This is a genomic window from Buttiauxella brennerae ATCC 51605, assembly GCF_001654925.1.
In the GTDB taxonomy this organism is placed as follows: Bacteria; Pseudomonadota; Gammaproteobacteria; order Enterobacterales; family Enterobacteriaceae; genus Buttiauxella; species Buttiauxella brennerae.
This window is the reverse complement of the sequence record NZ_LXER01000006.1, coordinates 283,392-307,526: the sequence shown is the minus strand read 5'-3', so window position 1 is coordinate 307,526 and position 24,135 is coordinate 283,392. Positions and strand designations below refer to the sequence as shown.

Sequence of the window (24,135 nt, the reverse complement as noted above, 5' to 3'; positions counted from 1 at the left end):
CTTTGGGGAGAGGGCCGGGGTGAGTGGAGAACTCAATTAGTGCACGCTTTTCGCCTGAGCTAACACCTGCTCAACGTCTTCTGGCATCTTCTGGTAAGGCGTTTCTTTCGCGGTTGGCGTGTCCGATTTCAGCGCCTGGCGAGCAGTTTTAATCGCGAACAGGCCAATCACCACCACAACCACCATAAAGAAGATGGTCAGCCCAGCATCCAGACGGTTGTTAAACACCAGTTGGGTAAGCTGAGACTGAGTGTATTGCGCCGGAATATTGCCGCTGTCGAGAATCGCCTGGAATTTATTAGCGATAGCCAGGAAGCCCACTTTCGGGTTGTCGCTGAACGCTTTTTGCCAGCCCGCCGTCAGCGTACAGAACAGCAGCCATGCCGTTGGTACCAGTGCCACCCAGGCATATTTCTGCTTCTTCATCTTAAACAGCACGACCGCACACAGCATCAGCGCCATGCCAGCCAGCATCTGGTTGGCGATACCAAACAGAGGCCACAGGGTGTTAATACCGCCAAGTGGGTCAACAACGCCCTGATGCAGGAAGTAACCCCATGCCAGTACGCAAAGTGCCGTCGCCAGCAAGTTCGCAGGCAACGAGTCTGTACGTTTCAGGCTCGGGGAAATCACGCCCAGCAAGTCTTGCAGCATAAAGCGCGCCGCACGTGTACCGGCATCTACCGCCGTCAGAATAAATAGCGCTTCAAACAGAATGGCAAAGTGATACCAGAACGAAACATCCATCAGGCCGCCCAATGCGCCGTGCAGAATGTACGCCATCCCGACCGCGAGCGTTGGTGCGCCACCAGCACGGGAGATGATGCTTTGCTCACCCACCTCATTCGCAATATTAGTTAAGGTTTCTGGCGTGATATGGAAGCCCCAGCTACTGACAACACTTGCCGCAGAGGTGACGACATCAACCGTCCCTGCTGGAGCCAGAACCGCCATCGGGCTGTTCATCGCGAAGTAGACGCCAGGATCGATAACACAGGCCGCCACCAGCGCCATAATCGCCACAAACGATTCCATCAGCATGCCGCCGTAGCCGATGAAACAAGCCTGGTTTTCGTTAGCCAGCATTTTCGGTGTAGTGCCCGAGGCAATCAGCGCGTGGAAGCCTGAAACCGCACCGCATGCAATGGTGATAAACAAGAACGGGAACAGGTCGCCAGTCCAGACCGGGCCAGTACCATCAATGAATTTAGTCAGCGATGGCATTTGCAGCGTTGGGCGCATAATCAAAATGCCAATCGCCAGCCCGATAATGGTGCCGATTTTCAGGAAGGTTGAGAGGTAATCACGCGGCGCCAGCAGCAGCCAGACCGGCAATACCGCAGCGACAAAACCGTAGCCCACTAACATCCACGTCAGTTGCACGCCGGTAAAGTCAAAGTACGGAGCCCAGGTTGGGCTTTCGGCAACCCAGCCACCAGAAATGATGGCAAAGACCAGCATCACCAGACCGATGACCGACACTTCACCAATGCGGCCCGGGCGCAGGTAACGGATGTACACACCCATAAACAGTGCCAGCGGAATGGTGAACGCCACGGTGTAAGTTCCCCAAGGGCTGTGGGTCAGCGCTTTCACCACAATCATCGCCAGTACCGCAAGGATGATCACCATGATCATAAAACAGGCTACCAGCGCAATCACACCCGCCGTGTTGCCCATCTCTTCTTTCACCAGTTCACCCAGTGAACGCCCGTCGCGACGGGTTGAGACAAACAGCACCATGAAATCTTGTACCGCACCTGCCAACACCACACCGGCCAGCAGCCAGAGCATGCCAGGCAAGTAACCCATTTGCGCGGCAAGTACCGGACCGACAAGCGGCCCCGCACCGGCAATCGCGGCAAAATGGTGGCCGAACAGCACTTTTTTGTCGGTTGGTACGTAATCCAGCCCGTCGTTATGGCGCACGGCTGGCGTCATACGAGTGGCATCAACAGTTAACACCCGTTTAGCGATAAACAGGCCGTAGTAACGATAAGCGATGAGGTAAACGCAGATTGCAGCAACCACAATCCACAATGCGTTTATCTGTTCGCCACGATTAAGCGCGATGTAGCCGAGCGCGAATGCACCAATCAGTGCAAGCACAGCCCATATGAGGTGTTTCCCTGGATTATTCATATTGTTTTTCCATGTGTAGCGCCAGAGGCAGACGGTATTACCGTTTTGTTCTAGAACAAGCACGCGGATTTAACAACATTGAAACATTGGAATGCAGTGGTTTGACCAGGTCTTTACATCAGCTTGTTACGGGGATCACGATGTGGGGAATTTGTTGGAGCGCCCTCACCCCGGCCCTCTCCCCCAGGAGAGGGGAAAACAGAGCTGTCTCCTCTCCATCAGGGTTAGGTTTGTGTTAACCCAACGTCGCCGTCGTCAGCCGACTCGTACAACACCGCTTCCCACGAGCATCAAAAATAGCAATTTCCCACACCTGGGAAGCCCGCCCTAAATGCAGCGGTTTGCACACGCCGCGCACTGTACCCGATGCCACCGCGCGATGGTGGCTGGCGTTTATCTCCGTTCCCACCACGCACTGCCCTTCGCTCGTCGTCAGAAACCCAGCCATCGATCCCAGCGTTTCTGCCAGCACCACAGACGCACCGCCGTGCAGCAAACCAAACGGCTGCTGGGTGCGGTTATCGACCGGCATTTCCGCTTCCAGGCTTTCGTCATCCAGGCGCGTATAAATAATCCCGAGATGCTCAACCATCGTTCCGGCGCTGGTTTGGTTTAGCTCGTCGAGCGTTAACTCTCGTTTCCAGATGCTCATTCAGGCTCCAAGCGTTGCGCCGCCATCAATCACAATATCCTGCAACGTGATGTGGCTGGCGTGCATTGAAGCGAGGAACAAAATCGTGCTGGCGATTTCCTGCGGGCGGGCAATTTTCCCCAGCGGGATCCCCAGTTTGAACTGCTCCGGGAACCCCTGAATGCGCTGCTGTTCGGCATCCGGCGTTTTCCACAATGTGCGTTGCATATCGGTATCCGTCGAACCCGGTGACACCACATTGCAGCGCACACCAAATGGAGCCAGTTCCAGGCCAACGGTTAGCGCAAGGCTTTTTAGCGCCGCTTTCGATGCACCATAAGCCGACATTCCGGTGCGCGGCGTGTGCGCGGCATCAGATGCAACAGTCACAATCGCCCCGCTACGTTGCTCACGCATTCGTGGCATGACGGCGCGGAACATATTGAACGCGCCGCCGACGTTTACGGCAAAAGTGTCCTGCCAGTCCTGCAACGCCAGCGCATCGGTTGCGCCCATGCGCAAAATTCCCGCCGCGTTCACCAGCACATCGAGCGGTTGTCCATCACTCAGAATACGCTCGGTGATGCTGGCGACCTGGTCCGCATCCGCTACGTTGACCACTTCGATGGCGAACGGGTAAATCTCCAACGGAAACGTCAAATCAAAGCCGGTTACCGTCGCACCCGCGTCGCTAAACGCCCGCGCGGTGTGGTAACCAATGCCTCTGCCTGCCCCCGTTACCCAAACTTGTTTGCCGCTAAAATCGATGTTCATGCCTGAGCTTCCCGCGACAGCAGCGCCCACCAGGCGTCAATCGTCGGGTTCTTCGCCAGCATCACGAAATCAATGTCGGCGTGGATTTTGCGCCAGCGTGCCGCCAGCGCCATCATGCGCACGGAATCAAGACCGTAATCAATCAGGTTTTCGTCATCTTCCGGAATGTCAGATTCATCAAGCAGCGGCAGGACGATTTCACGCAGTTGCTGTTTGTTTTGCGGCGCGCTTTCCGGCAGCAAATCGCGGGTCATCACTACGCGCCCGGAACGGCCTGCGGTGTATTTCAGCGCCATCATGTGCTCTTCGCGGCTGAAATCAGCCAGCGCATCGGCCACCATAAACGGTTTGATATCGCGCATAAACGCGTCAGTTGCCGTCGTCATGCAGCCAATGTGTGCGTATACGCCGCAAATAATGAGCTGGTTGCGGCCAGTTTCTTTTAAGGCTTGCTCCAGCGGCGAGCGGATAAACGCGCTGTACCGCCATTTGGTCAGCACCGTGTCGTGTTCGTCTGGCGCAAGTTCTGCCACCACTTTCTGGCGTTCAGGGTGTTTGTTTAAACCCGGCCCCCACATGTCGTTTAGCAGCGCACGGTCTTCATCGCTCTGGCCGTTAGGCTGCGCGGTGTAGTAGACCGGAATATTGTGGCGCTTGCAGTAATCGCGCAGCGCGGCAATGTTGGCGATAACCTGCTGGATCATCGGGCAATTGTCGCCCCAGAAATCGATGAAATATTCCTGCATATCGTGAATCAGCAGTGCCGCGCGCTCGGGTTCAAACGCCCAGTTCACTTTGTTTTCCGGGATGTCGGCAGCCGTCGGTAAGGTGTATGCGTTCAGTTTTGGAATAGCCATAAATTCTCCGTCAATCAGGAAGCCAGTTGCTTATCAGCAATCAACTGGCGCAAACGTTTTTTGTCCACTTTGCCCACCGCGGTTAGCGGCAGGTTTTCAACGATTTCAATACGATCGGGTAGTTTGAAGTCGGCAATACCCAGTTCACGCAAATAGCGACGAACTTCCACGGCGCGAAACGGGCGGCTGCCGACAATAAACGCGCAGCTTTTCTCGCCCAGCAGACTGTCTTCCATCGAAACCAGCGCGGCATGGACGATCTCTTCGTGGCGCAGTAACAGGTTTTCGATCTCCTCGGCGGCGATCTTCTCCCCGCCACGGTTGATCTGATCTTTCTCGCGCCCTTGCACGGTGATGTAGCCGTCTTCGGCAATCGAAATCAGATCGCCCGAGCAGTAGAAACCGTTGGCATCAAAGGCGCTGGCGTTGTGCTCCGGGCTGCGGTAATAGCCACGGAAGGTGTATGGCCCACGCGTCATCAGGCGGCCGACTTCGCCGTGTGGCAGCGGGTTTCCTTGCTCATCGGCCACCCAGACTTCGTCGTCCGGGCACATTGGTTTGCCCTGGGTTTTGAAGATGTGGTCGTTATCGTCGTCAAGGCGCGTGTAGTTCACCAGGCCTTCGGCCATGCCGAAAACTTGCTGTAACTGGCAGCCAATTTCAGCCGGGATACGCGCGGCCAGCGCTTCGCTCAAACGTGCGCCGCCGACCTGCAACAGTTCTAATGATTCGAGGGATTGATTGCTGCCCCACTCGCCAATCGCTTGCAGCCACAGGCTGACGGCCGGCGGCACCAGCGCGGTGGCATTGAGTTGGTGGCGTTCAATCAGCGGGAAACAGAGCGTCGCACTCGGGTCGTTTGCCAACACCACGCGCCCGCCGCCATAAAACACGCCCAGCGAACCCGGCGAACTTAGCGCGTAGTTGTGTGCCGCCGGGATCGCGCACAGAAAGCGCGTGTTCGCATCAAAGCGGCAGATTTCTACGCTACGGCGAATGCTATAGTAGTAATCGTTATGAGTGCGCGGGATCAGTTTTGGTGTGCCCGTGCTGCCACCGGAAAGCTGGAAAAAGGCCACTTCGTCGGCAGCGGAAGGGCTGGCAACAAAGTTGTCTTCCGGCTCATTGATAAAGGCACTCAGCGAACGTTCACGATCGTTTTCATTGAGCAACACCGCCATGCGTAGCGATGCGTTTTGCTGGCACAGCGACTCGAGAAAATCATCATGAGCGAACAAACTGTGTTTGCGATCGGCAATCAGCACCACCGGCTCGATTTGCCTGGCGTAGGCTTCCATTTCCGTGCGCTGATGGCTGTACAGCGCGTTCACCGGAGCAACACCTATTTTCAGCAGCGCAAACAGCGTGATGTACAGTTCCGCCACGTTGCCAAGTTGAACCAGCGCGGTTTCACCACGGCTCAGGCCGCGGCGCTGTAACGCACTGGCAAGCCGCGTCGCCGCCAGTTCCAGCTCGCGGTAGCTGTAATGACGTTCACCTTCGATTAACGCAATCACGTCGTTTTTGGCCTGGCGGCTGAGAATGTCGGTCAGGGGCAAGTCGGCCCAGTAACCTTTTTCGCGGTAGCGAGCGGCCAGTTCATCCGGCCAGCGAGTGAATTGAATCGCCATTTAATTAAGTCCAAATACGTTGAGCATGGTGGAAAGTTTGACGCCGGTTTCGCGCCATTCCGATTCAGGAGAGGAAGCAGGCACAATCCCTGCTCCGGCGAACAGGCGCACCTGATTACCGCCCACGCGGGCGCAGCGAATAGTGACTACCCACTCGCCGTTACCTTCGGCGTCACACCAACCAACGATGCCGCCAAACAGTTCGCGATCGAACGGTTCCAGTTCGGCAATTAATTTTTGTGCCACATCGTGTGGGAAACCGCTCAATGCAGGAGTTGGATGCAACAAACAGGCAAGAGATAACGCATTGTCGTGGCTGTCTTTCACCTGACCGTAAATCGGTGTGGCGAGGTGCCACAAGGTTGGCGTGGTGATAAGTTCCGGTGTATCGGAAAGCGTTAAATACTGGCTGTGCGGCTGCAAAACGTCGCGCATTGCCTGTGTCACCAGACCATGCTCGTGGCGGTCTTTAGTCGAACGCAGCAGCTGTGCGCCGATTTCACTGTCGCGCTGGATATTGTCTTTATCGCGACGCGCTGAACCCGCCAGCGGCAAAGAGCTGAAATTCTTACCGGATTTACGTAACAGTAATTCCGGGCTGGCCCCCACCAGCGAACTGCCATCGGCTAGTGGCACATGGAAGTTGTAGCTGGTCGGATTTTGGCTAATCAGGCGATTGAGCAAAGCATCGAGATCAACGGGCGCATCCGTTTCAATATCGATCAGGCGTGAGAGCACCACTTTGTCGATATCCGGCTGGGTGGTAGCGGCAGCGGCGTGCGCCACCATTTCCATAAATTTATCTTGTTCAGGGACGGCTTTACGCGCGGCAATGTTCAGCGGTTGGGCCGCACCGCACTGGCTGGAATCACTCTGCCGTTGAGCACGAGAAAACGTCTGCCATCTTTCAGGAATAAACAATGCTGATGGTTGGCGGGGATCAAAGGGGATTGCGCCTACGGCAATGGGCTTCTCGATACCGTGCTTTTTGGCGTTTTCGAACACTTCACGCAACTGTTTTTGCAGCCCACCATTGAGGTTTTCACCATCAAATGCCGGGCAGTCGAGTCGAATAAAGCAGCCGCTTGTCGAGAAACTGCGATAAGGCGACATAAAGAAAAAACTATCGGCACAAGAAGTTAGCTGTTTTTCTTGCGGCTGCCGGGCCAGTAACGTATCCATCCATCCTCCGTCAAAAAATGATAAAAGATATTAATAATAATTATCATTTGTATTTCGGAGTCGTAACCTAAAGAGAAACCGCCGCGCTGTCAACAAAGGCAAATTTATTTTAACAATTGTGCCGCTTGCACCCTGATGGCATAACAGTGAAAATGAGAAGCATTACCATAACTTTGCGCATAATTTCCTACAGGATGTCATTGAGTGAAAATCAGATTCTCCGCACTAATCCTTTTCTGCCTGAGCAGCTTTGCCCACGCCGCCGACTGGCCGCGCACCATCACCGACAGCCACGGTACGCACACGTTTGAGCAGGCACCACAGCGTATTGTTTCGACCAGCGTGACATTAACCGGCTCGCTGCTGGCCATTGATGCGCCCGTTATCGCAAGCGGTGCAACGACGCCTGGCAACCGAATGGGTGACGCGCAGGGTTTTCTGCGCCAGTGGGGAGATGTGGCTAAAGAGCGTAACGTTCAACGCTTATATATCGGCGAAGCCAGCGCCGAAGCCGTTGCCGCACAAATGCCGGATCTGATTTTGATTAGCGCAACCGGTGGCGACTCCGCCCTCGCCCTTTATGAGCAGCTCTCTGCCATCGCGCCAACGCTTGTGATTAATTATGACGACAAGAGCTGGCAGCAATTACTGACTCAGCTTGGTGGCATCACCGGGCATGAGAAGCAAGCCGCCGGGCGAATTGCCAGTTTTGATAAGCATCTGAGCGAAGCAAAAATGCATATGGCGCTGCCACCGCAGCCGGTTACCGCGCTGGTTTACACCCCTGCCTCACATTCGGCGAACTTGTGGACGTCAGAATCTGCGCAAGGGAAATTGCTTCAACAACTTGGCTTCACGTTGTCGACGTTACCCGTGACAATTCAGGCCAGTAAGAGCATGGGGAAACGTCATGACATTGTGCAACTTGGTGGGGAAAACCTGGCCGCAGGTTTGAACGGTGAAAGTCTGTTCCTGTTTGCCAGCGATGATAAAGATGCCACCGCGCTGGAAAACAACCCGCTGCTTTCGCATTTGCCTGCCGTGCAGCACAAACAAGTTTATGCGCTGGGCACTGAAACTTTCCGTCTGGATTATTACAGTGCCACTCAGATTCTGGAGCGGATGAGTAAGCTGTTTGCCAGTAAGTAATTGATTGCATGTCGGATGTCGCTAACGCTAATCCGACCTACTGGTTTCAGGTGATTGCGTGGTATTTCCATGTCGGATGGCGCAGCGACATCCGACATGGTTCATGTTTTAAGCAGGAACGGTTTGCTGGTAACGTCGCAATTGCACCAGCACAATCGCCAGCACAACCCCGCATATCGTCAGCGCAAAACCACCTGAGCTTGCCGCCGCAACAGGCGTCATAGCAACGGTCATTCCGCCCAAAATCGCCGCCCCAATCGCATCACCCGTCACATTTTGCGCGGTCCATAAACCGTTAATACGGCCTAACATGCCGTCCGGCGTCAGCGTCTGAATTAACGTGTATTGCAGCAGTGAGCTAATCGCACTGAGGTAGCCAAACAGCGCAAGGCACGCAAGCCCGAGACCCCAAACGGGCATCAGGCTGAATACGCCAATTGAGATAAACGACACAACACCCGTTCCCAGCATGACCCTACCCGGAGTTGCATGATGCGCAATGCGCCCGCTGGTCAACGCGCCAATGGCGGCACCCAGTGGCACGGCGGCGTACATCAAGCCGATTTGCGCTGCACTCATTTGCCAGTGCCCGGCGAGCGCCGGATACAACACGCGCACCGCGCTCGCCATCGTCAGCAACGCGCCGACTAACGCAATGCCGCCGATAATCGGGTGGCCAACCAGAAAACGTAAACCATTCCACAGTGACAGCAGCGGGTTTTCACGCGCTTGTGGCGGCGGTGCCAGTTTCGGCAAACTCAGCAGGGGCAGCAATGTGATAAAGGTGCCGACGGAAGCCAGCGCGTAGTTCCACACCACGCCGCCCGAGGCCAGCAGCAGCCCACCGATCATCGGCGAAATCACGGAACCCAGGCGCACGGTGAGCATGGTAATCGCACTCGCCTGCATTAAATTTTCGCGCCCCACCAGCGCAGGTGTTGCGGCTAAAAGTGCCGTTACACCCAGTGCGCCAAAGAACCCATCCCACACACCAAGCAGGTAAATTGCCGCCAGCGACGGTTCCGGCAACGCGGCGTTAATCGTCAGGCCAATAAAACCGACACCGCAGGTGGAACGGGCCAGAATAATCAGGCGGCGGCGCTCGTGGCGGTCTGCCAGCACACCGCCCATCATCAGGCCGATAAACATCGCCGAACCGGTCAGCGTCACCGCAAGACCGACTTGCAAAGAAGAACCTGTCAGGGTCTGAATTTGTACCGGCACCGCAACGCCCAGCAACCCCAGCGAAACAATGGAGATAAAACGGGCGAGGAAGACGGCGCGAAAAGCGGGATGGGTCTTGAGCAAACTGAGATTTAGCAGCAAAGAATTGCGGTTCATTACATGGCCTTAAAGCGAATTTTTCTTTCCGGGTGCGAAGCGGCTCATGCTAACATAAACAAATAAGAGTGATAATGATAATAACTATCATTATATTTTACTTAAAAGGATTGCCGCTTTTTGTGGCTTTGTCGGGTGGATGACGCGCGCTTATCTGCCCTGCGACGTGAAGGATATGCAAGGTATGTCTCGCTGGTTTACCCTGCTGAGTCTGTTGTTTTTTCTGTTATTGATGGCAACGCTCAGTTTGTTATTAGGTGCAAAATCACTCCCCGCTGAAGTTGTTATCGATGCGCTTAGCGGCCAGTGCCAGAGTGCGGATTGCACGGTCGTGCTCGACGCTCGCCTCCCCCGCACGCTCGCCGGTATTCTTGCGGGCGGCGCGCTGGGCCTTGCCGGTGCGTTGATGCAAACCCTGACCCGAAATCCACTCGCTGACCCCGGTCTGCTTGGCGTTAATGCCGGAGCAAGTTTTGCCATTGTGTTGGGTGCGGCGGTCTGGAGCCTCTCATCTCCGCTGGCGTTGCTCGGTCTGGCCTTTTCTGGCGCGCTGTTCGCCGCCCTGGTGGTGGCATTTACCGGCAGTCAGGGTGGCGGGCAACTCAGCCCGGTGCGCTTAACGCTGGCGGGTGTTGCGCTCGGTGCGGTGCTCGAAGGTTTAAGTAATGGCATCGCGCTACTTAACCCAGTGGTTTATGACCAGCTACGTTTCTGGCAGGCCGGTTCACTCGATATCCGTACGCTTTCAACGTTGAAAGTCATTGTCTTGCCCGTGCTGGCAGGCGGTGCGATTGCGCTGCTTATCAGCCGTTCGCTAAACAGCCTGAGTATGGGTACCGATACCGCAACTGCACTTGGCAGCAAAGTGGCACGCACTCAGTTGCTCGGTTTAATCGCCATCACTTTATTGTGTGGCAGTGCTACAGCAGCCGTTGGCCCTATCGCTTTTATTGGCCTGATGATGCCGCATCTGGCGCGTTGGCTGGTGGGCGCTGACCATCGATGGTCGCTTCCCGTCACCTTGATTGCCACACCAGTGCTGTTGCTGTTTGCCGATATTGTTGGCCGCATGCTGGTTCCCGGCGAATTACGTGTTTCAGTGGTGAGCGCATTTATTGGCGCACCGATGCTCATTTACTTAGTCCGCCGCCAGCGTAAAGGAGCCGGAATTTGAACCGCCTCTCCCCTCGCCTGTTAATCAGCAGCCTGATGCTATTAATGCTCAGTATTATTCTCGGATTGTGGAGCCTGGGGAGTGGCGTTTTGCCGCTATCAGTCAACCAGGTGATTGACGCACTACTCGGCTCCGCACCACGCAATATCTCACTGGTCGTCGTTGAATGGCGCCTGCCACGCGTTGTCATGGCGCTGCTGATTGGTGCGGCGCTGGGCGTGAGTGGTGCCATCTTCCAGTCACTGATGCGTAACCCACTCGGCAGCCCGGACGTGATGGGCTTTAATACCGGGGCGTGGAGTGGTGTTCTGGTCGCCATGGTGCTGTTCGGCCAGCATCAAACTGCAATTGCAACCTCCGCCATGGCCGGTGGCATTATTACTGCGCTGGTGGTCTGGTTGCTCGCGTGGCGAAACGGCATTGAAACTTTCCGTTTGATAATCATCGGTATTGGCGTGCGTGCGATGCTGGTGGCGTTCAATACCTGGCTATTGCTACATGCCTCGCTTGAAACCGCTATTTCCGCAGGGCTGTGGAATGCGGGTTCCCTTAATGGTTTAACCTGGGGGAAATTATTCCCGGCAGCACCGTTAATGTTGCTGGCATTAGTGGCTGGTGCATTGTTAGTGCGGCGCATGCGTTTGCTGGAAATGGGCGATGATAGTGCCTGCGCGCTCGGAGTTTCCGTGGAGCGATCTCGCCTGCTGTTGATGCTAACGGGGGTTATTCTCACTGCCGCCGCAACGGCACTCGCCGGGCCAATTTCGTTTATCGCGCTGGTCGCCCCGCATATCGCCCGCCGTTTGAGCGCCACTTCACGCTGGGGTTTGCTGCAATCTGCATTATGCGGTGCAACGCTATTGCTCGCAGCAGACCTGTGCGCCCAACATCTGTTTATGCCGTATCAATTACCGGTCGGCGTTGTCACCGTAAGCCTCGGCGGTATTTATCTTATTGCGTTGTTGATTCAGGAGTCCCGTAAGAAATGAGCCAGATTTCCACTCCATCGCGCCTGCATGGCGAAAAATTACGGCTTGGATATGGCAATCATGTGGTGGCCGACGGCCTGACCGTTGCTATTCCTGACGGGAAATTTACCGCGATTATCGGCCCCAACGGCTGCGGTAAATCCACGCTGCTGCGCACGCTAAGCCGCCTGATGAAACCGATGCACGGCCAGGTGTGGCTCGACGGCAATGAAATTCACCGTTTTGCCACCAAAGAAGTGGCGCGGCGTGTGGGTTTACTGGCACAAAATTCCACAGCTCCGGGGGATATTAGTGTGGCGGAACTGGTGGCTCGCGGCCGTTACCCGCACCAGCCGATGTTTTCACGCTGGCGCGAAGAAGACAGCCTGGCGGTCGAGCGGGCATTAAAAGCGACAAACATTGAAGATTTAGCCGATCAACCCGTCGACACGCTTTCGGGCGGCCAGCGGCAACGAGCCTGGATTGCGATGGTGCTGGCGCAGGAAACCTCTATTTTACTGCTTGATGAGCCCACCACCTGGCTTGATATCAGCCACCAGATTGATTTGCTGGAATTGCTGCGCGACCTCAACCAAAAACAAGGTTACACGCTTGCCGCCGTGCTGCACGATTTGAACCAGGCATGCCGTTACGCCACGCATTTAATCGCCTTGCGGGACGGCAAGATTATCGCCGAAGGGGCACCGACCGAGATTATCACCCCTGAACTTATCGAAGCGATTTACGGCCTGCGCTGCATGATTATTGAAGATCCGGTGGCACATACACCGCTGGTGGTTCCGCTCGGACGGGCGTGAAGTATCGGTGGATGTCGCTTACGCTAATCCCCCCTACAAAACCTGCTCATCCGTAGGTCGGATTAGCGCAGCGACATCCGACATTCTTCAACAATGTCGCAAGACAAAAAATCGTGCCGCCGCATTTGTTTAATCTAACGCTAACACTCGCTGCAATACCGGCCCAATTTCCTCGAAAGCATGGGGGGAAATGATATCGACATGGGCGCAATCGAGGTGGAATACATCAAGCTCACCCACCCACGGAGCCCAGGTTTGCTGCGGGTCCATTCCTTCTGGCAACGTCCGTTCGGCAACAAACAATGTGGCTTTACCCGCAAACGGCACACTTTGCGCCGTGGTCAGCAGGCGCACCGCATCACCATAGTTGCCTTCGATAGCCTCGAATAAAGCACCTGAGGCTTGCCCCTGCTGTGCGGCGACAAATGCCTCACGCTCGCGGTTGATTTCATCAAGCACCGCCGGGTCGAGTTCGTTGGCACCTTTTTCAGCCCAGTTTTGCGTTTCCGGCGGCCAGGTATCTAATAGCCCTAAGAACGCCACCTTTTCACCCGCCGCTTCAAGACGCGCCGCAATACCTTGTGCGAGCGTGCCGCCTAACGAATATCCCATCAGGTAATACGGGCCATGCGGCTGAAGTTCACGCAGGGTTTGCAGATGCGTTTCACAAACCTGCGCCAGGTTTTCTGCCTGCTGCATCGGGCCAGATGGCCGGGGAGACTGAATGCCAGTAATTGACCAGCGCGGGTCGAGGTAGCGCTGCAACACGCTAAACTGCCAGGCAAAACCAGACGCCGGATGGAAGCAATAGAGCGTTGGGCCAGAGCTTTTACGCAATGGCAGTACCGCTTCAAACCCTGCCCGATTCGCTTCTTCTTCGTCGCAATCATGCGCCAGAATTTCAGCAAGCTGGCCGATTGTCGACGCCACCATCACTTGCCCCACGGTTACTGGCCTTTCAAGCGTACGGCGTAATTGAGCCGCGAGGCGCATCGCCAGTAATGAATGTCCGCCGAGGGCAAAGAAATCGTCGTCTACCGAGCGAATTTCACAGCCCAATAGATTCGCAAACGAGTCTGCAATGGTCATTTCTAAAGAAGATTCAGGCGCGCGCCCTGAGCTACGTTGGGCCAGTTGTGGCAACGGCAGCGCTTTTCTGTCGAGCTTACCATTCGCACTTAACGGGAAATCATCCAGCTGAATCAGCGCAACCGGCACCATGTGTGCCGGGAGCACGGCAATCAATTGTTCGCGCAGCGTTGCAACGGGCAAAGCCAAGCCTGAAGCAGCAACCAGGTACCCCACCAACTGACGGGCATCGCCACCACTTGCCGCGCCTTGATTCAGCACACAGGCGTGCGTGACGGCCTGAGCTACACCCGGCAGCGCCTGCAAAGCGCGGTCGATGTCACCCAGTTCGATGCGCTGTCCACGAATTTTAAGTTGATCGTCACTGCGCCCAAGGTATTCCACCGCGCCATTATCAAGCCAGCGAGCCACATCGCCCGTGCGATACATACGCTCGCCCGCAACAAAAGGATCGGCCACGAAGCGGCTGGCGGTAAGATCCGGGCGGGACAAATAGCCCTGCGCCAGTTGGATACCGGTGAGATAAAGGTCGCCAGCAACACCCGGTGCTACCGGGCGCATTGCCGCATCCAGAATCCGCAGCCCGGTGTTCCACACCGGCCAGCCAATTGGCACGCTGCTGCCAGAGACTTGCGCTAACTCGTCACCAAATGCCGGATACCAGCTCACATCAACGGCGGCTTCCGTTGGCCCGTAAAGGTTGTGCAGCGGCGCATGGGTAAGCTGCTCCCACTGGCGGCAAAGTTCGGTTGGCAGCGCTTCGCCGCTACAGAATACGCGTTTCAGATTGGCGCATTTCGCCACTGCGTCGGCATCGTTTAAAGCAGCAACAAACGCGGCTAACATCGACGGCACAAAGTGCGTGGTCGTCACCCGGTAGCGGGAAAATAACTGCTGCAACGCTTCCGGGTCACGGTGTGCTTCTGGGGGAGCCATCACCAGTTGTGCACCCACAATATACGGCCAGAAGAACTCCCAAACCGACACATCAAAACTGCATGGCGTTTTCTGCAAAACCACATCATCGCCATTTAACGGATAGTGGTTTTGCATCCATAACAGCCGGTTCACGATGGCCTGCTGCCCGACCATTACTCCTTTCGGGCGGCCGGTTGAGCCTGATGTGAAAATCACATAAGCGGTATGTTCAGGGCGTGAGAGATTATGAGTCTGCGGCGGCGCAAGCGTTGCCAGCACGTTTTGATAGCAGAAAGTTTGCAGGCCGTTGACGCGCTCAAAACGTGGTAACTGATCTTCGGATGTCAGCAACAAACGCGGGGCGGCATCTTCCAGCATCATGTGTAACCTGTCATCGGGGTAACCGGTATCCAGCGGCAACCAGGCGGCGCCAGCTTCCACAATGGCCTGCAACGCCAGGGATAAAAACACTGAGCGTGGCAACGCGACTGCGACGACATCACCCGGTTTAACACCACGAGTTATCAGCTCCCCCGCCAGTGCAGTCACTTGTTCGCGCATCTCGCGATAGCTGAACTGATGGTTTTCATCGGCAAGTGCGGGGGCATCAGGTGTGCGCTCCGCTTGCTGAGCAATCAACTGGCTTAAGGTTGTCGCCGGGACGGGTATCTGCGTGGCATTCACACGAGCCAAAAGTTCGATTTCGGACTTTTGTAGCATTTCAGCATCCACACAGCGCAGTGCGGGACTGACCGCAAACTGGTTTAAAAGTAGCGGTAAGCGCGCAATATGCTGCTGCAACGTTTGTGCATCATAACGTTCGGAGTTAGCCAGCATTTCAAGGGAGAAGTCGCCTTGTTCGCTGATATACAACGCAATTTCTAAATCACGTACCGGGCCGGAGGCCAGTTGATGCGTAATGCCTTCGATACCGTTGAAATCCAGGCGGTAATCGAACATTTTCAGGTTCAGCACCGGGCCGAATAATGGCTCTGAACTTGCGGCCTGCCCCAAATCACGCTGGATTTGCTCGGCATCGTAGCGCTGATAACGGCGCATACCTTTCAGCTCTTTAGCCAGGTTTGCCGCCAGATCCACGAGGGTGAAGCCGGGTTCGATACGCACGCCAAACGGCAGCACATTCAGCACCGGGCCGGTGGCGCAAAGAGCCGTAGAACCCATGCGGCGCATAAAGATAAAACCGGCGCAATATTCCGCACGGCCACTTAAACGCCCGAGCCACAGCGCCACCAGCCCTAATGCCATATCAGCGGGCGTCAGGTTGTGAAGCCGTGCGTGTTCAACCAGACGCTGAAAATCTGCACGGTCAAAACTCAGCGACTGGCGGATAAGTTGCGTGGTGGAACCATGGCTGTTGAGCGGTTGTGTTGAAAGCGTGGCGGGTGGCGGCAGTTGTTTGGCTTTCTCAGCCCAGAACGTCGCATCGCGTTGCCACGCGTCGCTTTCGCGGTATTTTTGGTACTCGGCAACCACGTTGCTAAATGGTGTAAACGGCGAGGGTTCTGGCGATTCGCTTTGGCAAAGTGCGCTATAAATATTGGCAATCCGGCGGGTAATGGCGGTGAAACTGAAGCCATCAACCACTAAATGGTGAAAACGTTGATACCAGAACCAGCGTGTGTCGCTGATACGCAGCAACTGGTGGTGGTAGAGCGGTTTGCCGCTGGAAAGACGCAAATCCTGCTCGAGATCGTTGCGCATAATATTTTGCGCGGCAGCCACCGGGTCTGCGTCGTTACGCAGGTCCTGGCAATGCGGCGTGGTGAATGAAGCATGCGGATCAAGCCACTGGCGTGCTTCGCCGTCCACTTCACTAAAGCGCATGCACAAAGTATCGGCCTCTTTCATTCCGGCCACGATAGCCTTGCACAGCAGCGCTTCATTGAGGACACCATTTAACTCTACGTAGTGGGCCACGCTCCACGCATTAGCCTGCGGCGAAAGTTGATCCGCCATCCAGATGCCGGGTTGGGCCGCCACGAGCGGCAGAGTTTCAATGTGTTGTTCCAGTGCAGATGACATCATTAATTCACTCACCAATCACGCCCTCTTTCGCAAAAGAAGTGGGTTGAAGTTGGGTCCAGTTGGCGAGCAGCCAGCGGTTGCACTCATCGTTTGATGCGGGTTCACAAACCACCTGCCAGCCATCGGGCAAGGCACAATGTTCTGGCCATAAGCTGAACTGGCTCGCGGCATTTTCAAGGATGAAAAAGCGGCTCTGCGGCGAGTCGAAAGGGTTACTGAATTCCATAGTTCACTCCAATCTTTAAGGCACTTTCCACAACCAGGCTAAACCATTCAGAAGGCCGCCTCGCCAGCAAAGTGCATCGTGCCCACCGTCAACCTGACGGTAGAAAACAGCTCGCTGTGTTTTTTGTAGTAAGGGAAAAATTCGCTGATTAACCTGATGGATGAGAGGTTCTCTGACCCCTGCCTCAAGATAAATACGTAACGGAGTGTCGCACTGCAGCCCATCTTCAAGCTGTTGAATCAGTTGCCCACCTTGTTGATTTGACTCGCGACGCGGCCACCAGTACGAACCAGACTGGCTGAGCACGCAGCCAAATTGTTCCGGCCAATGGAGAGCAGCATAAAGCGAGGAAAGCCCGCCAAAACTTTGCCCGGCGACGACCGTGGTTTGCGGGGTTTCATTCCAGCGGGTGAGCGAGCGTAATTGCGGCAATAACTCTTCCTGCACCGCCAGCCAGAACTGCGCATTACAGGGGAGTTCAGCACTGCGCGTTGAATTGTCGATGACATCAATAAGCACGTAAACCGCGGGAGGCAATACTCCGGCATCGGTTTGAGCCTGCAGCGCAGACCACACCGGCATGCTTTCGGCCCAGAATTGCCCGTCGAGCAAAATCGCCATCGGGCGTTGTTCTGGCTGTGCATCACCCGTTGCAAATACCCAGACGTTACGCTGATTTTTCAGGCGTGAACTCGTCCAGGTTATGCAACGTGCTGCGGCAAACGGCGTATCGGGTTGATCCCAGCCCGCTTGTTTCGGCGCATCAGGAAGATGGAGCGCTGACATCGGGTGCCCTCGCCCACCGGCCCAGCTTTCAGAGTTAAGCGGATCGGCTATCGCACAAGGCAGCAGCTTTCGCCAGCCTTCACGCAGCGCCATCGGAACCGGAACCAGCTCTTCAAAAGCCTCTGGCGGGAAATCGTCTGTGCTGGCCGAGGGAATGTAGCAATAGCTGCCGCGCCATGTGGCAGTCAGGCACGTTTGCCATTGCCAGACATCAGTGCCCGGAACGCGTTCGAGCGTCTGCGGACGCGAGCGTTGGTGATGGTCAGTCACGCCTGTGATGTAAATCCAGACTCGTTTTATGGGGGAGGTTTTCTCGCAGCCTTGTGGGTCACGCCACAAAAAAGTCACTTCGCACAGACCGTCATTTTCACAGGTCACGGCGGGGATCCCTTGCGCCTGTTTTTCCTGCCACCAGCTCTCACTTCCTGTCAGCAAATTCACCACTCGAACATAACCCCATGAAAGTATTGATAACGATCAATTAAGCTGAAATATATTGATAATACTATTGATAATTATTTGCATTTGCAATAGCGTATTTCCGCGCTTTGAGCTACCAGCTTCCTGGTGCAAAAACAATAAATTGCCGAACTTGAACGCACGATTCCCTCATTTCGGGGTGGTTGCTGACAATTTTGGTATCACGACGTGAAATCTATTGCTGCACCCGATCCCTCTGGGAATGGAATGACGCCGGGTTCAGTGGAAAAGCAGGCCGCCATAATGAATAAAAAAATAAACTATTCCCTCGCTATGCTGATTAACCTGGGAATATACGGTGTCGCTTCACCTGTCTTTGCGGCAGAACAAGCAGCACCGGCAACGGCTGAGACCGCTGCCAACAATGACAACACACAAAACCCCGCAGACGAAGACACGCTGGTTGTCACCGCCGCTGTGCAAAATTTGCAAGCCCCCGGTGTTTCGACCATCACCGCTGAAGAACTCAAAAAACGCCCTCCGGCGCGTGATATTTCCGAAATTGTCCGCACCATGCCTGGCGTAAACCTGACGGGCAACTCCACCAGCGGCCAGCGCGGTAACGGTCGCCAGATTGATATTCGCGGCATGGGCCCGGAAAACACCCTGATTCTTATCGACGGCAAACCGGTAACCAGCCGAAATTCGGTGCGACTTGGCTGGCGTGGCGAGCGTGATACACGCGGCGATGCAAGCTGGGTGCCACCAGAAATGGTTGAACGTATTGAGGTTATTCGTGGCCCGGCCGCAGCACGTTACGGCAACGGTGCGGCAGGTGGTGTAGTGAACATCATCACCAAAAAAGGTAGCGGCGAATGGCACGGCTCCTGGAACACTTATCTGAATGCGCCAGAGCACAAAGATGAAGGTTCAACCAAGCGCACTAACTTCAGCCTGAACGGCCCGCTGGGCGGGGATTTCAGCTTCCGCCTGTACGGTAACCTGGATAAAACGCAGGCCGATGCGTGGGACATCAACCAGGGTCACCAGTCCGAGCGTACCGGAATTTACTCTGATACTCTGCCCGCCGGGCGCGAAGGTGTGATTAACAAAGATATTAACGGTGTCGTGCGTTGGGACTTTGCCCCGATGCAATCTCTGGAACTGGAAGCGGGTTACAGCCGCCAGGGCAACCTCTATTCCGGCGATACCCAGAACACCAACACCAACCAGATTGTGAAAGATAACTACGGTGAAGAGACAAACCGCCTCTATCGCCAGAGCTATTCCATGACCTGGAACGGTGGTTGGGACACTGGCCTGACGACCAGCAACTGGGTGCAGTACGAACACACGCGTAACTCGCGTATGCAAGAAGGGCTGGCGGGGGGGACCGAAGGGATTTTCTCCAGCGATAAGTTCAGTGATATCGACCTGAGCGACGTGCTGCTGCACAGCGAAGTGAATATTCCGATCGATTTCGTGGTCAATCAAAACCTGACGCTGGGTACCGAATGGAACCAGCAGAAGATGAAAGATTTGTCTTCGAACAACCAGACCTTTATGGGCGGTCCGATTCCTGGCTCGACCAGCACCAACCGTAGCCCATATTCACAGGCTGAGATATTCTCGTTATTTGCTGAAAACAATATGGAGGTCACCGACAGCACCATGCTGACGCCGGGCCTGCGTTTTGATCACCACAGCATTGTTGGCAACAACTGGAGCCCGTCGCTGAACTTGTCTCAGGGTTTGGGCGACGACTTTACCCTGAAAATGGGTATCGCCCAGGCATATAAAGCGCCAAGCCTGTATCAAACTAACCCGAACTACATTCTGTACAGCAAAGGTCAGGGCTGCTACGCAAGCGGCACCGGCGTGGGTTGTTACATGATGGGTAATGACGATCTTAAGGCTGAAACCAGCATCAACAAAGAGATCGGTCTTGAGTTCAAACGTGATAACTGGCTGGCTGGCGTGACCTGGTTCCGTAACGATTATCGGGACAAAATTGAAGCCGGTTACGCGCCTATCGGCCAGACGGGCCAGGGAAAAACCAAAACTGATATTTATCAGTGGGAAAACATTCCTAAAGCCGTGGTTGAAGGCCTGGAAGGGACGTTAAATGTGCCGGTTTCCACTAGCGTAAACTGGACCAACAATGTCACTTACATGCTGCAAAGTAAGAACAAGGAAACTGGCGAGCGTCTGTCCGTTATCCCTGAATACACCATCAACTCCACGCTGAGCTGGCAGGTTCGCCAGGATATCTCTGTGCAATCTACCTTCACCTGGTACGGCAAACAGGAGCCGAAGAAGTACAACTACAAAGGCCTTCCGGCAACGGGTTCAGAAACCAACGAAGTTAGCCCTTACAGCATTGTTGGCCTGAGCGGAACCTGGGATGCGACGAAGAATGTCAGCCTGACAACGGGTATCGACAATCTCTTTGACGAACGCCACTGGCGTGCGGGTAATGCCCAGACCACGGGCGGTGATGCGGGTTATATGTATGGCGCAGGTGCCGCAACGTATAACGAATCCGGTCGTACTTACTATGTCAGTTTGAATACGCATTTCTGATAGACCTCCGCTTACGCCATGCAGCCCCTCTCCTTTTTGGAGAGGGAGCCGCGATAACCGCTCTCACCACAACCTTCTCCCCAGGGTAGAAGGAGAAAACATCTGATGAATACTCAGCTCACCCATTTCAGCCTCTCTGACACGACGCAAACTATCGTACGGGTGGATTTTGACGCCGCCACTTTTCAACCCGATGACCTACTGTTACTCCCGCATCACACGCGTCTTGAAAATGCTGTCAGGCAACGCAAAGCCGAGCATCTTGCTGGCCGGATTGCTGCCTGCGAAGCGCTGCGTCTTCATGGAATAAGCCATCATATTCCGGGCATTGGCCTGCACCGCGAACCCTGCTGGCCGCCAGGGTTTACCGGCAGCATGACTCACAGCGGCAATGTGGCGCTGGCAACGGTAATCGCTGACTCAGCGCAGATGCGTGTGGGAATTGGCATTGATTGTGCTGAAATTATTACGCCAGATGTCGCCGGGGAAATTTACCCTGGCATAATTGATAGCGCGGAAAGAGAAGTTTTGTACGCGACCGCCCTCCCCTTTCATTACGCATTAACGCTGGCCTTTTCAGCCAAAGAGAGTTTATTCAAAGCCTTGTTTCGCCACGTTGGGCGCTATTTTGATTTTTCAGCTGCATCCATAAGAAAAATAGATGACAAGCATCTTATTGTGACGCTCAACCATTCACTCGGACCATTTAAAAAAGAAAGTAAATTCAAAGTGATATGGGAAAATCACGCTGCGCAATTAATAACGCTAATACAGTTATAAACAGCATAAGATAAATCACTTGCGGCCTGGTAATAAGTGAATGTTATATTCGAAAGAACACAACACATCTACAACATCACTTATAACAAGGACTTCTTAATCTATGGAAAACTCGCTTTCTCTCGAATCATTCCTCACCTCTGTACAACAACGCGACCCAAACCAGCCTGAATTTGCTCAGGCCGTTCGCGAAGTAATGACCACCCTGTGGCCGTTCCTCGAGCAAAACCCACAATACCGCCGCTCTGCGCTGCTCGAGCGCCTGGTGGAGCCGGAGCGTGTGATTCAGTTCCGTGTTACCTGGGTGGATGACAGCAATCAGGTGCAGGTTAACCGTGCCTGGCGCGTGCAGTTCAGCTCGGCTATCGGGCCATTCAAAGGTGGGATGCGTTTCCACCCGTCCGTTAACCTCTCCATTCTGAAATTCTTAGGCTTTGAACAGACCTTCAAAAATGCGTTGACCACATTACCGATGGGCGGAGGTAAAGGCGGCAGCGACTTTAACCCGAAAGGCAAAAGTGAAGGCGAGATCATGCGTTTTTGCCAGGCGCTGATGATGGAGTTGTACCGCCACCTCGGGCCAGATACTGACGTTCCGGCTGGTGATATTGGCGTGGGCGGGCGTGAAGTCGGCTTTATGGCCGGGATGATGAAAAAGCTCTCCAACAACACTTCTTGCGTGTTCACCGGTAAAGGCTTGTCGTTTGGCGGGAGTCTGATTCGCCCGGAAGCGACCGGTTATGGTCTGATCTACTTCACGGATGCGATGCTAAGCCGCCACGGTCTGGGCTTTGAAGGGATGCGTGTCGCGGTTTCCGGTTCCGGAAACGTGGCGCAATATGCCATTGAAAAGGCATTGTCGCTGGGGGCACGCGTGGTAACGGCGTCGGATTCCAACGGCACTGTCGTGGATGAAGCGGGTTTCACTACCGAGAAGCTGGCGCGTCTGGCTGAGATCAAATCCAGCCGCGACGGGCGTGTTGCGGATTATGCGAAAGAGTTTGGCCTGCAATATCTCGAAGGGCAGCAGCCGTGGAGCGTACCGGTTGATATCGCGCTGCCTTGTGCCACACAAAACGAGCTGGATACCGAAGCGGCACGTACGCTTATCGCCAATGGCGTGAAAGCCGTGGCAGAAGGCGCGAATATGCCGACCACCATCGAAGCGACCAATTTGTTCCTCGATGCGGGCGTGTTGTTCGCACCGGGCAAAGCGGCAAACGCAGGCGGCGTGGCCACTTCCGGTCTGGAAATGGCGCAAAACGCTGCGCGCCTGAGCTGGAAGTCTGAAAAAGTCGATATTCGTTTGCATCACATCATGCTCGATATTCACGAAGCCTGTGTGAATTACGGCGGCGAAGATAAGCAAACGCATTACGTGCGCGGTGCCAATATTGCCGGTTTCGTGAAAGTGGCGGATGCGATGTTAGGGCAAGGCGTGTTGTAAGAACGGGTGATGGTTTTGTGTCGGGTGGCGCTACGCTTACCCGACCTACAAAACCGCGCTATGTTAGTTAAAACCGCGCTATATTAGTTAAAACCGCTCTACCCGCTCAAACGCCGCAAACAACACTTGCGGACTTAATTCCACCGCCAGCGCATGAATCGACTCCCCTGCTTCCAGTGTGCGGGTAATGACCTTATCAATCTGTTGGCGGTTATAAATATCCACGTCCAGTTGCGCAAGGCTTGTCGGGAGATTGAATCGCTTAAAGGCCTGAACCAGCCCCGCCAGAACGTCATCCTCTCCAAGCAATGCGCTCTGCACCAGAATGCCGTAAGCCACTTTAGTACCATGCAGGAAACGATCGGTTTGTGGCAACGTGGTTAAACCATTGTGCACCGCATGGGCTGCCGCCACCCGCGTATAACGTTCGCCAAGCCCGCCAACCATCCCGCCACCGGCAATAATCGCGTCCACTACATCAAGAAAAACCTGCGTCAGTTCGCCCCGTTTTTGATCCGCCAGCGCCGTTTCGCTACTTTCCAGCAGCACATCGCGAATAGCCAGTGCGGCGTTAATCCCCAGGCGCACCGTCAACGGCAAGGTTTCTGGCTGCGGGCTTAGCACCACCGCTTCATACCATTTCGCCAGCGTATCGCCGATGCCTGCCAGCAGATATTCCTGCGGCGCACGTAAGATGATTTCCGGCTCAACCAGCACCAGATGGTTTGCATTATTGAAAATCTCAAAGCGCAGCGCCTGCCCGGCATCGTTGTACCAGACGGAAAGTGGCGTCCAGGCGGCACAGGTTGCGGCAATGGTCGGTATGGCGACTACAGGCGCGCTCAGTCGACGCGCCACCACTTTCGCAGTATCCAGCAGTGCACCACCGCCAACGCCAATCACCACCTGACTTTCACCCGCCTCGGCCACCAGCTTTTGCACTTCGCTTTCGCTGCAATGCCCGCCGAAAGAGATGTGCTTTGCACCTGGCGCGTTAAAGCATGCAGGCAGGAAAGGACGCGCCGCCGCGATTGCTCGTTCGCCGTAAATCCACAGCGCATTTTGCAACTGCTCATCAGTATAAAACTCGTTCAGCCTGGCCAGCGCCCCCGGATGGGAGTAATAGTTTGCCGGGCCGGTAACAACGCGGATCGCCGTCGTAGTCATAGTCTG

At 55.0% G+C, this 24,135-nt stretch carries 18 protein-coding genes; 7 read left to right on the top strand and 11 right to left on the bottom strand.

Going from position 1 to position 24,135, the window contains the following annotated elements; translation table 11 throughout:
* Nucleotides 1–36: 36 nt before the first annotated feature.
* The 6 genes from cstA to entC all read right to left on the bottom strand — a co-directional run bounded on the left by cstA (nucleotide 37) and on the right by entC (nucleotide 7,217).
* A complete protein-coding gene (gene cstA / locus M975_RS02600) occupies nucleotides 37–2,142 on the bottom strand; it encodes a pyruvate/proton symporter CstA (protein ID WP_064557147.1) in 2,106 nt (701 codons plus the stop codon).
* Nucleotides 2,143–2,377: 235 nt separating this feature from the next.
* A complete protein-coding gene (entH, locus tag M975_RS02595) occupies nucleotides 2,378–2,794 on the bottom strand; it encodes a proofreading thioesterase EntH (protein ID WP_064557146.1) in 417 nt (138 codons plus the stop codon).
* Nucleotides 2,795–3,541, bottom strand: a complete 747-nt coding sequence (dhbA, locus tag M975_RS02590) for a 2,3-dihydro-2,3-dihydroxybenzoate dehydrogenase (RefSeq protein ID WP_280643762.1) — start codon at nucleotides 3,539–3,541, stop codon at nucleotides 2,795–2,797.
* A gap of 2 nt (nucleotides 3,542–3,543) precedes the next feature.
* Entirely contained in the window at nucleotides 3,544–4,404 is an 861-nt protein-coding gene (locus M975_RS02585) for an isochorismatase (protein WP_064557144.1), read from the bottom strand.
* A gap of 14 nt (nucleotides 4,405–4,418) precedes the next feature.
* Entirely contained in the window at nucleotides 4,419–6,035 is a 1,617-nt protein-coding gene (locus M975_RS02580; protein ID WP_064557143.1) for a (2,3-dihydroxybenzoyl)adenylate synthase, read from the bottom strand.
* Complete coding sequence (entC, locus tag M975_RS02575) at nucleotides 6,036–7,217, bottom strand: isochorismate synthase EntC (protein WP_064557142.1); 1,182 nt, start codon at nucleotides 7,215–7,217, stop codon at nucleotides 6,036–6,038.
* A gap of 204 nt (nucleotides 7,218–7,421) precedes the next feature.
* On the opposite strand from entC, the gene fepB reads away from it, so the two are divergent.
* Entirely contained in the window at nucleotides 7,422–8,366 is a 945-nt protein-coding gene (gene fepB, locus M975_RS02570) for a Fe2+-enterobactin ABC transporter substrate-binding protein (RefSeq protein ID WP_064557141.1), read from the top strand.
* Between the two features lie 108 nt (nucleotides 8,367–8,474).
* Here fepB and entS read toward each other — a convergent pair whose 3' ends face one another.
* Entirely contained in the window at nucleotides 8,475–9,707 is a 1,233-nt protein-coding gene (gene entS, locus M975_RS02565) for an enterobactin transporter EntS (protein ID WP_064557140.1), read from the bottom strand.
* A 184-nt stretch (nucleotides 9,708–9,891) separates the two neighbouring features.
* Between entS and fepD the strand changes: the two genes are divergently transcribed.
* Genes fepD through fepC form a run of 3 tightly spaced genes read left to right on the top strand, consistent with a single transcriptional unit; the run spans nucleotide 9,892 to nucleotide 12,667 of the window.
* Nucleotides 9,892–10,881: a Fe(3+)-siderophore ABC transporter permease gene (gene fepD, locus M975_RS02560; protein ID WP_374941777.1), complete on the top strand. Its 990-nt coding sequence runs from the start codon at nucleotides 9,892–9,894 to the stop codon at nucleotides 10,879–10,881.
* Nucleotides 10,882–10,916: 35 nt separating this feature from the next.
* Entirely contained in the window at nucleotides 10,917–11,870 is a 954-nt protein-coding gene (gene fepG, locus M975_RS02555; protein ID WP_064557650.1) for an iron-enterobactin ABC transporter permease, read from the top strand.
* Nucleotides 11,867–12,667 carry an iron-enterobactin ABC transporter ATP-binding protein gene (fepC, locus tag M975_RS02550; protein WP_064557139.1) on the top strand — a complete coding sequence of 267 codons (801 nt, stop codon included), beginning with the start codon at nucleotides 11,867–11,869 and terminating at the stop codon, nucleotides 12,665–12,667. The genes fepG and fepC overlap by 4 nt, the downstream gene beginning before the upstream one ends.
* A 129-nt stretch (nucleotides 12,668–12,796) precedes the next feature.
* Here the strand turns inward: fepC and M975_RS02545 are convergent, their stop codons facing one another.
* Genes M975_RS02545 through fes form a run of 3 tightly spaced genes read right to left on the bottom strand, consistent with a single transcriptional unit; the run spans nucleotide 12,797 to nucleotide 18,176 of the window.
* The gene (locus M975_RS02545) at nucleotides 12,797–16,705 is read right to left on the bottom strand and encodes an enterobactin synthase subunit F (RefSeq protein WP_425338990.1); all 3,909 of its coding nucleotides are present in this window, start codon (nucleotides 16,703–16,705) and stop codon (nucleotides 12,797–12,799) included.
* 19 nt (nucleotides 16,706–16,724) lie between these two features.
* The gene (locus M975_RS02540; RefSeq protein WP_064557138.1) at nucleotides 16,725–16,946 is read right to left on the bottom strand and encodes an MbtH family protein; all 222 of its coding nucleotides are present in this window, start codon (nucleotides 16,944–16,946) and stop codon (nucleotides 16,725–16,727) included.
* Nucleotides 16,947–16,961: 15 nt separating this feature from the next.
* Entirely contained in the window at nucleotides 16,962–18,176 is a 1,215-nt protein-coding gene (fes, locus tag M975_RS02535; protein WP_064557137.1) for an enterochelin esterase, read from the bottom strand.
* Nucleotides 18,177–18,455: 279 nt separating this feature from the next.
* On the opposite strand from fes, the gene M975_RS02530 reads away from it, so the two are divergent.
* The 3 genes from M975_RS02530 (at nucleotide 18,456) to gdhA (ending at nucleotide 22,962) form a co-directional block, all read left to right on the top strand.
* Complete coding sequence (locus M975_RS02530; protein WP_064557648.1) at nucleotides 18,456–20,735, top strand: TonB-dependent siderophore receptor; 2,280 nt, start codon at nucleotides 18,456–18,458, stop codon at nucleotides 20,733–20,735.
* Nucleotides 20,736–20,840: 105 nt separating this feature from the next.
* Nucleotides 20,841–21,515, top strand: coding sequence for an enterobactin synthase subunit EntD (gene entD, locus M975_RS02525; RefSeq protein WP_064557136.1), 675 nt, complete (start codon nucleotides 20,841–20,843; stop codon nucleotides 21,513–21,515).
* A gap of 103 nt (nucleotides 21,516–21,618) precedes the next feature.
* A complete protein-coding gene (gdhA, locus tag M975_RS02520; protein WP_064557135.1) occupies nucleotides 21,619–22,962 on the top strand; it encodes an NADP-specific glutamate dehydrogenase in 1,344 nt (447 codons plus the stop codon).
* 87 nt (nucleotides 22,963–23,049) lie between these two features.
* Here the strand turns inward: gdhA and M975_RS02515 are convergent, their stop codons facing one another.
* Entirely contained in the window at nucleotides 23,050–24,129 is a 1,080-nt protein-coding gene (locus tag M975_RS02515; RefSeq protein WP_064557134.1) for an oxidoreductase, read from the bottom strand.
* Nucleotides 24,130–24,135: the final 6 nt, after the last annotated feature.

Coding starts and splice junctions, on each gene's coding strand:
- fepG (WP_064557650.1), top strand. CDS start 10,917: ATGCTATTAATGCTCAGTATTATTCTCGGATTGTGGAGCCTGGGGAGT.
- gdhA (WP_064557135.1), top strand. CDS start 21,619: ATGGAAAACTCGCTTTCTCTCGAATCATTCCTCACCTCTGTACAACAA.
- M975_RS02585 (WP_064557144.1), bottom strand. CDS start 4,404: ATGGCTATTCCAAAACTGAACGCATACACCTTACCGACGGCTGCCGAC.
- entC (WP_064557142.1), bottom strand. CDS start 7,217: ATGGATACGTTACTGGCCCGGCAGCCGCAAGAAAAACAGCTAACTTCT.
- fepD (WP_374941777.1), top strand. CDS start 9,892: ATGTCTCGCTGGTTTACCCTGCTGAGTCTGTTGTTTTTTCTGTTATTG.
- entS (WP_064557140.1), bottom strand. CDS start 9,707: ATGAACCGCAATTCTTTGCTGCTAAATCTCAGTTTGCTCAAGACCCAT.
- M975_RS02515 (WP_064557134.1), bottom strand. CDS start 24,129: ATGACTACGACGGCGATCCGCGTTGTTACCGGCCCGGCAAACTATTAC.
- entH (WP_064557146.1), bottom strand. CDS start 2,794: ATGAGCATCTGGAAACGAGAGTTAACGCTCGACGAGCTAAACCAAACC.
- M975_RS02580 (WP_064557143.1), bottom strand. CDS start 6,035: ATGGCGATTCAATTCACTCGCTGGCCGGATGAACTGGCCGCTCGCTAC.
- fepC (WP_064557139.1), top strand. CDS start 11,867: ATGAGCCAGATTTCCACTCCATCGCGCCTGCATGGCGAAAAATTACGG.
- M975_RS02530 (WP_064557648.1), top strand. CDS start 18,456: ATGAATAAAAAAATAAACTATTCCCTCGCTATGCTGATTAACCTGGGA.
- entD (WP_064557136.1), top strand. CDS start 20,841: ATGAATACTCAGCTCACCCATTTCAGCCTCTCTGACACGACGCAAACT.
- cstA (WP_064557147.1), bottom strand. CDS start 2,142: ATGAATAATCCAGGGAAACACCTCATATGGGCTGTGCTTGCACTGATT.
- M975_RS02540 (WP_064557138.1), bottom strand. CDS start 16,946: ATGGAATTCAGTAACCCTTTCGACTCGCCGCAGAGCCGCTTTTTCATC.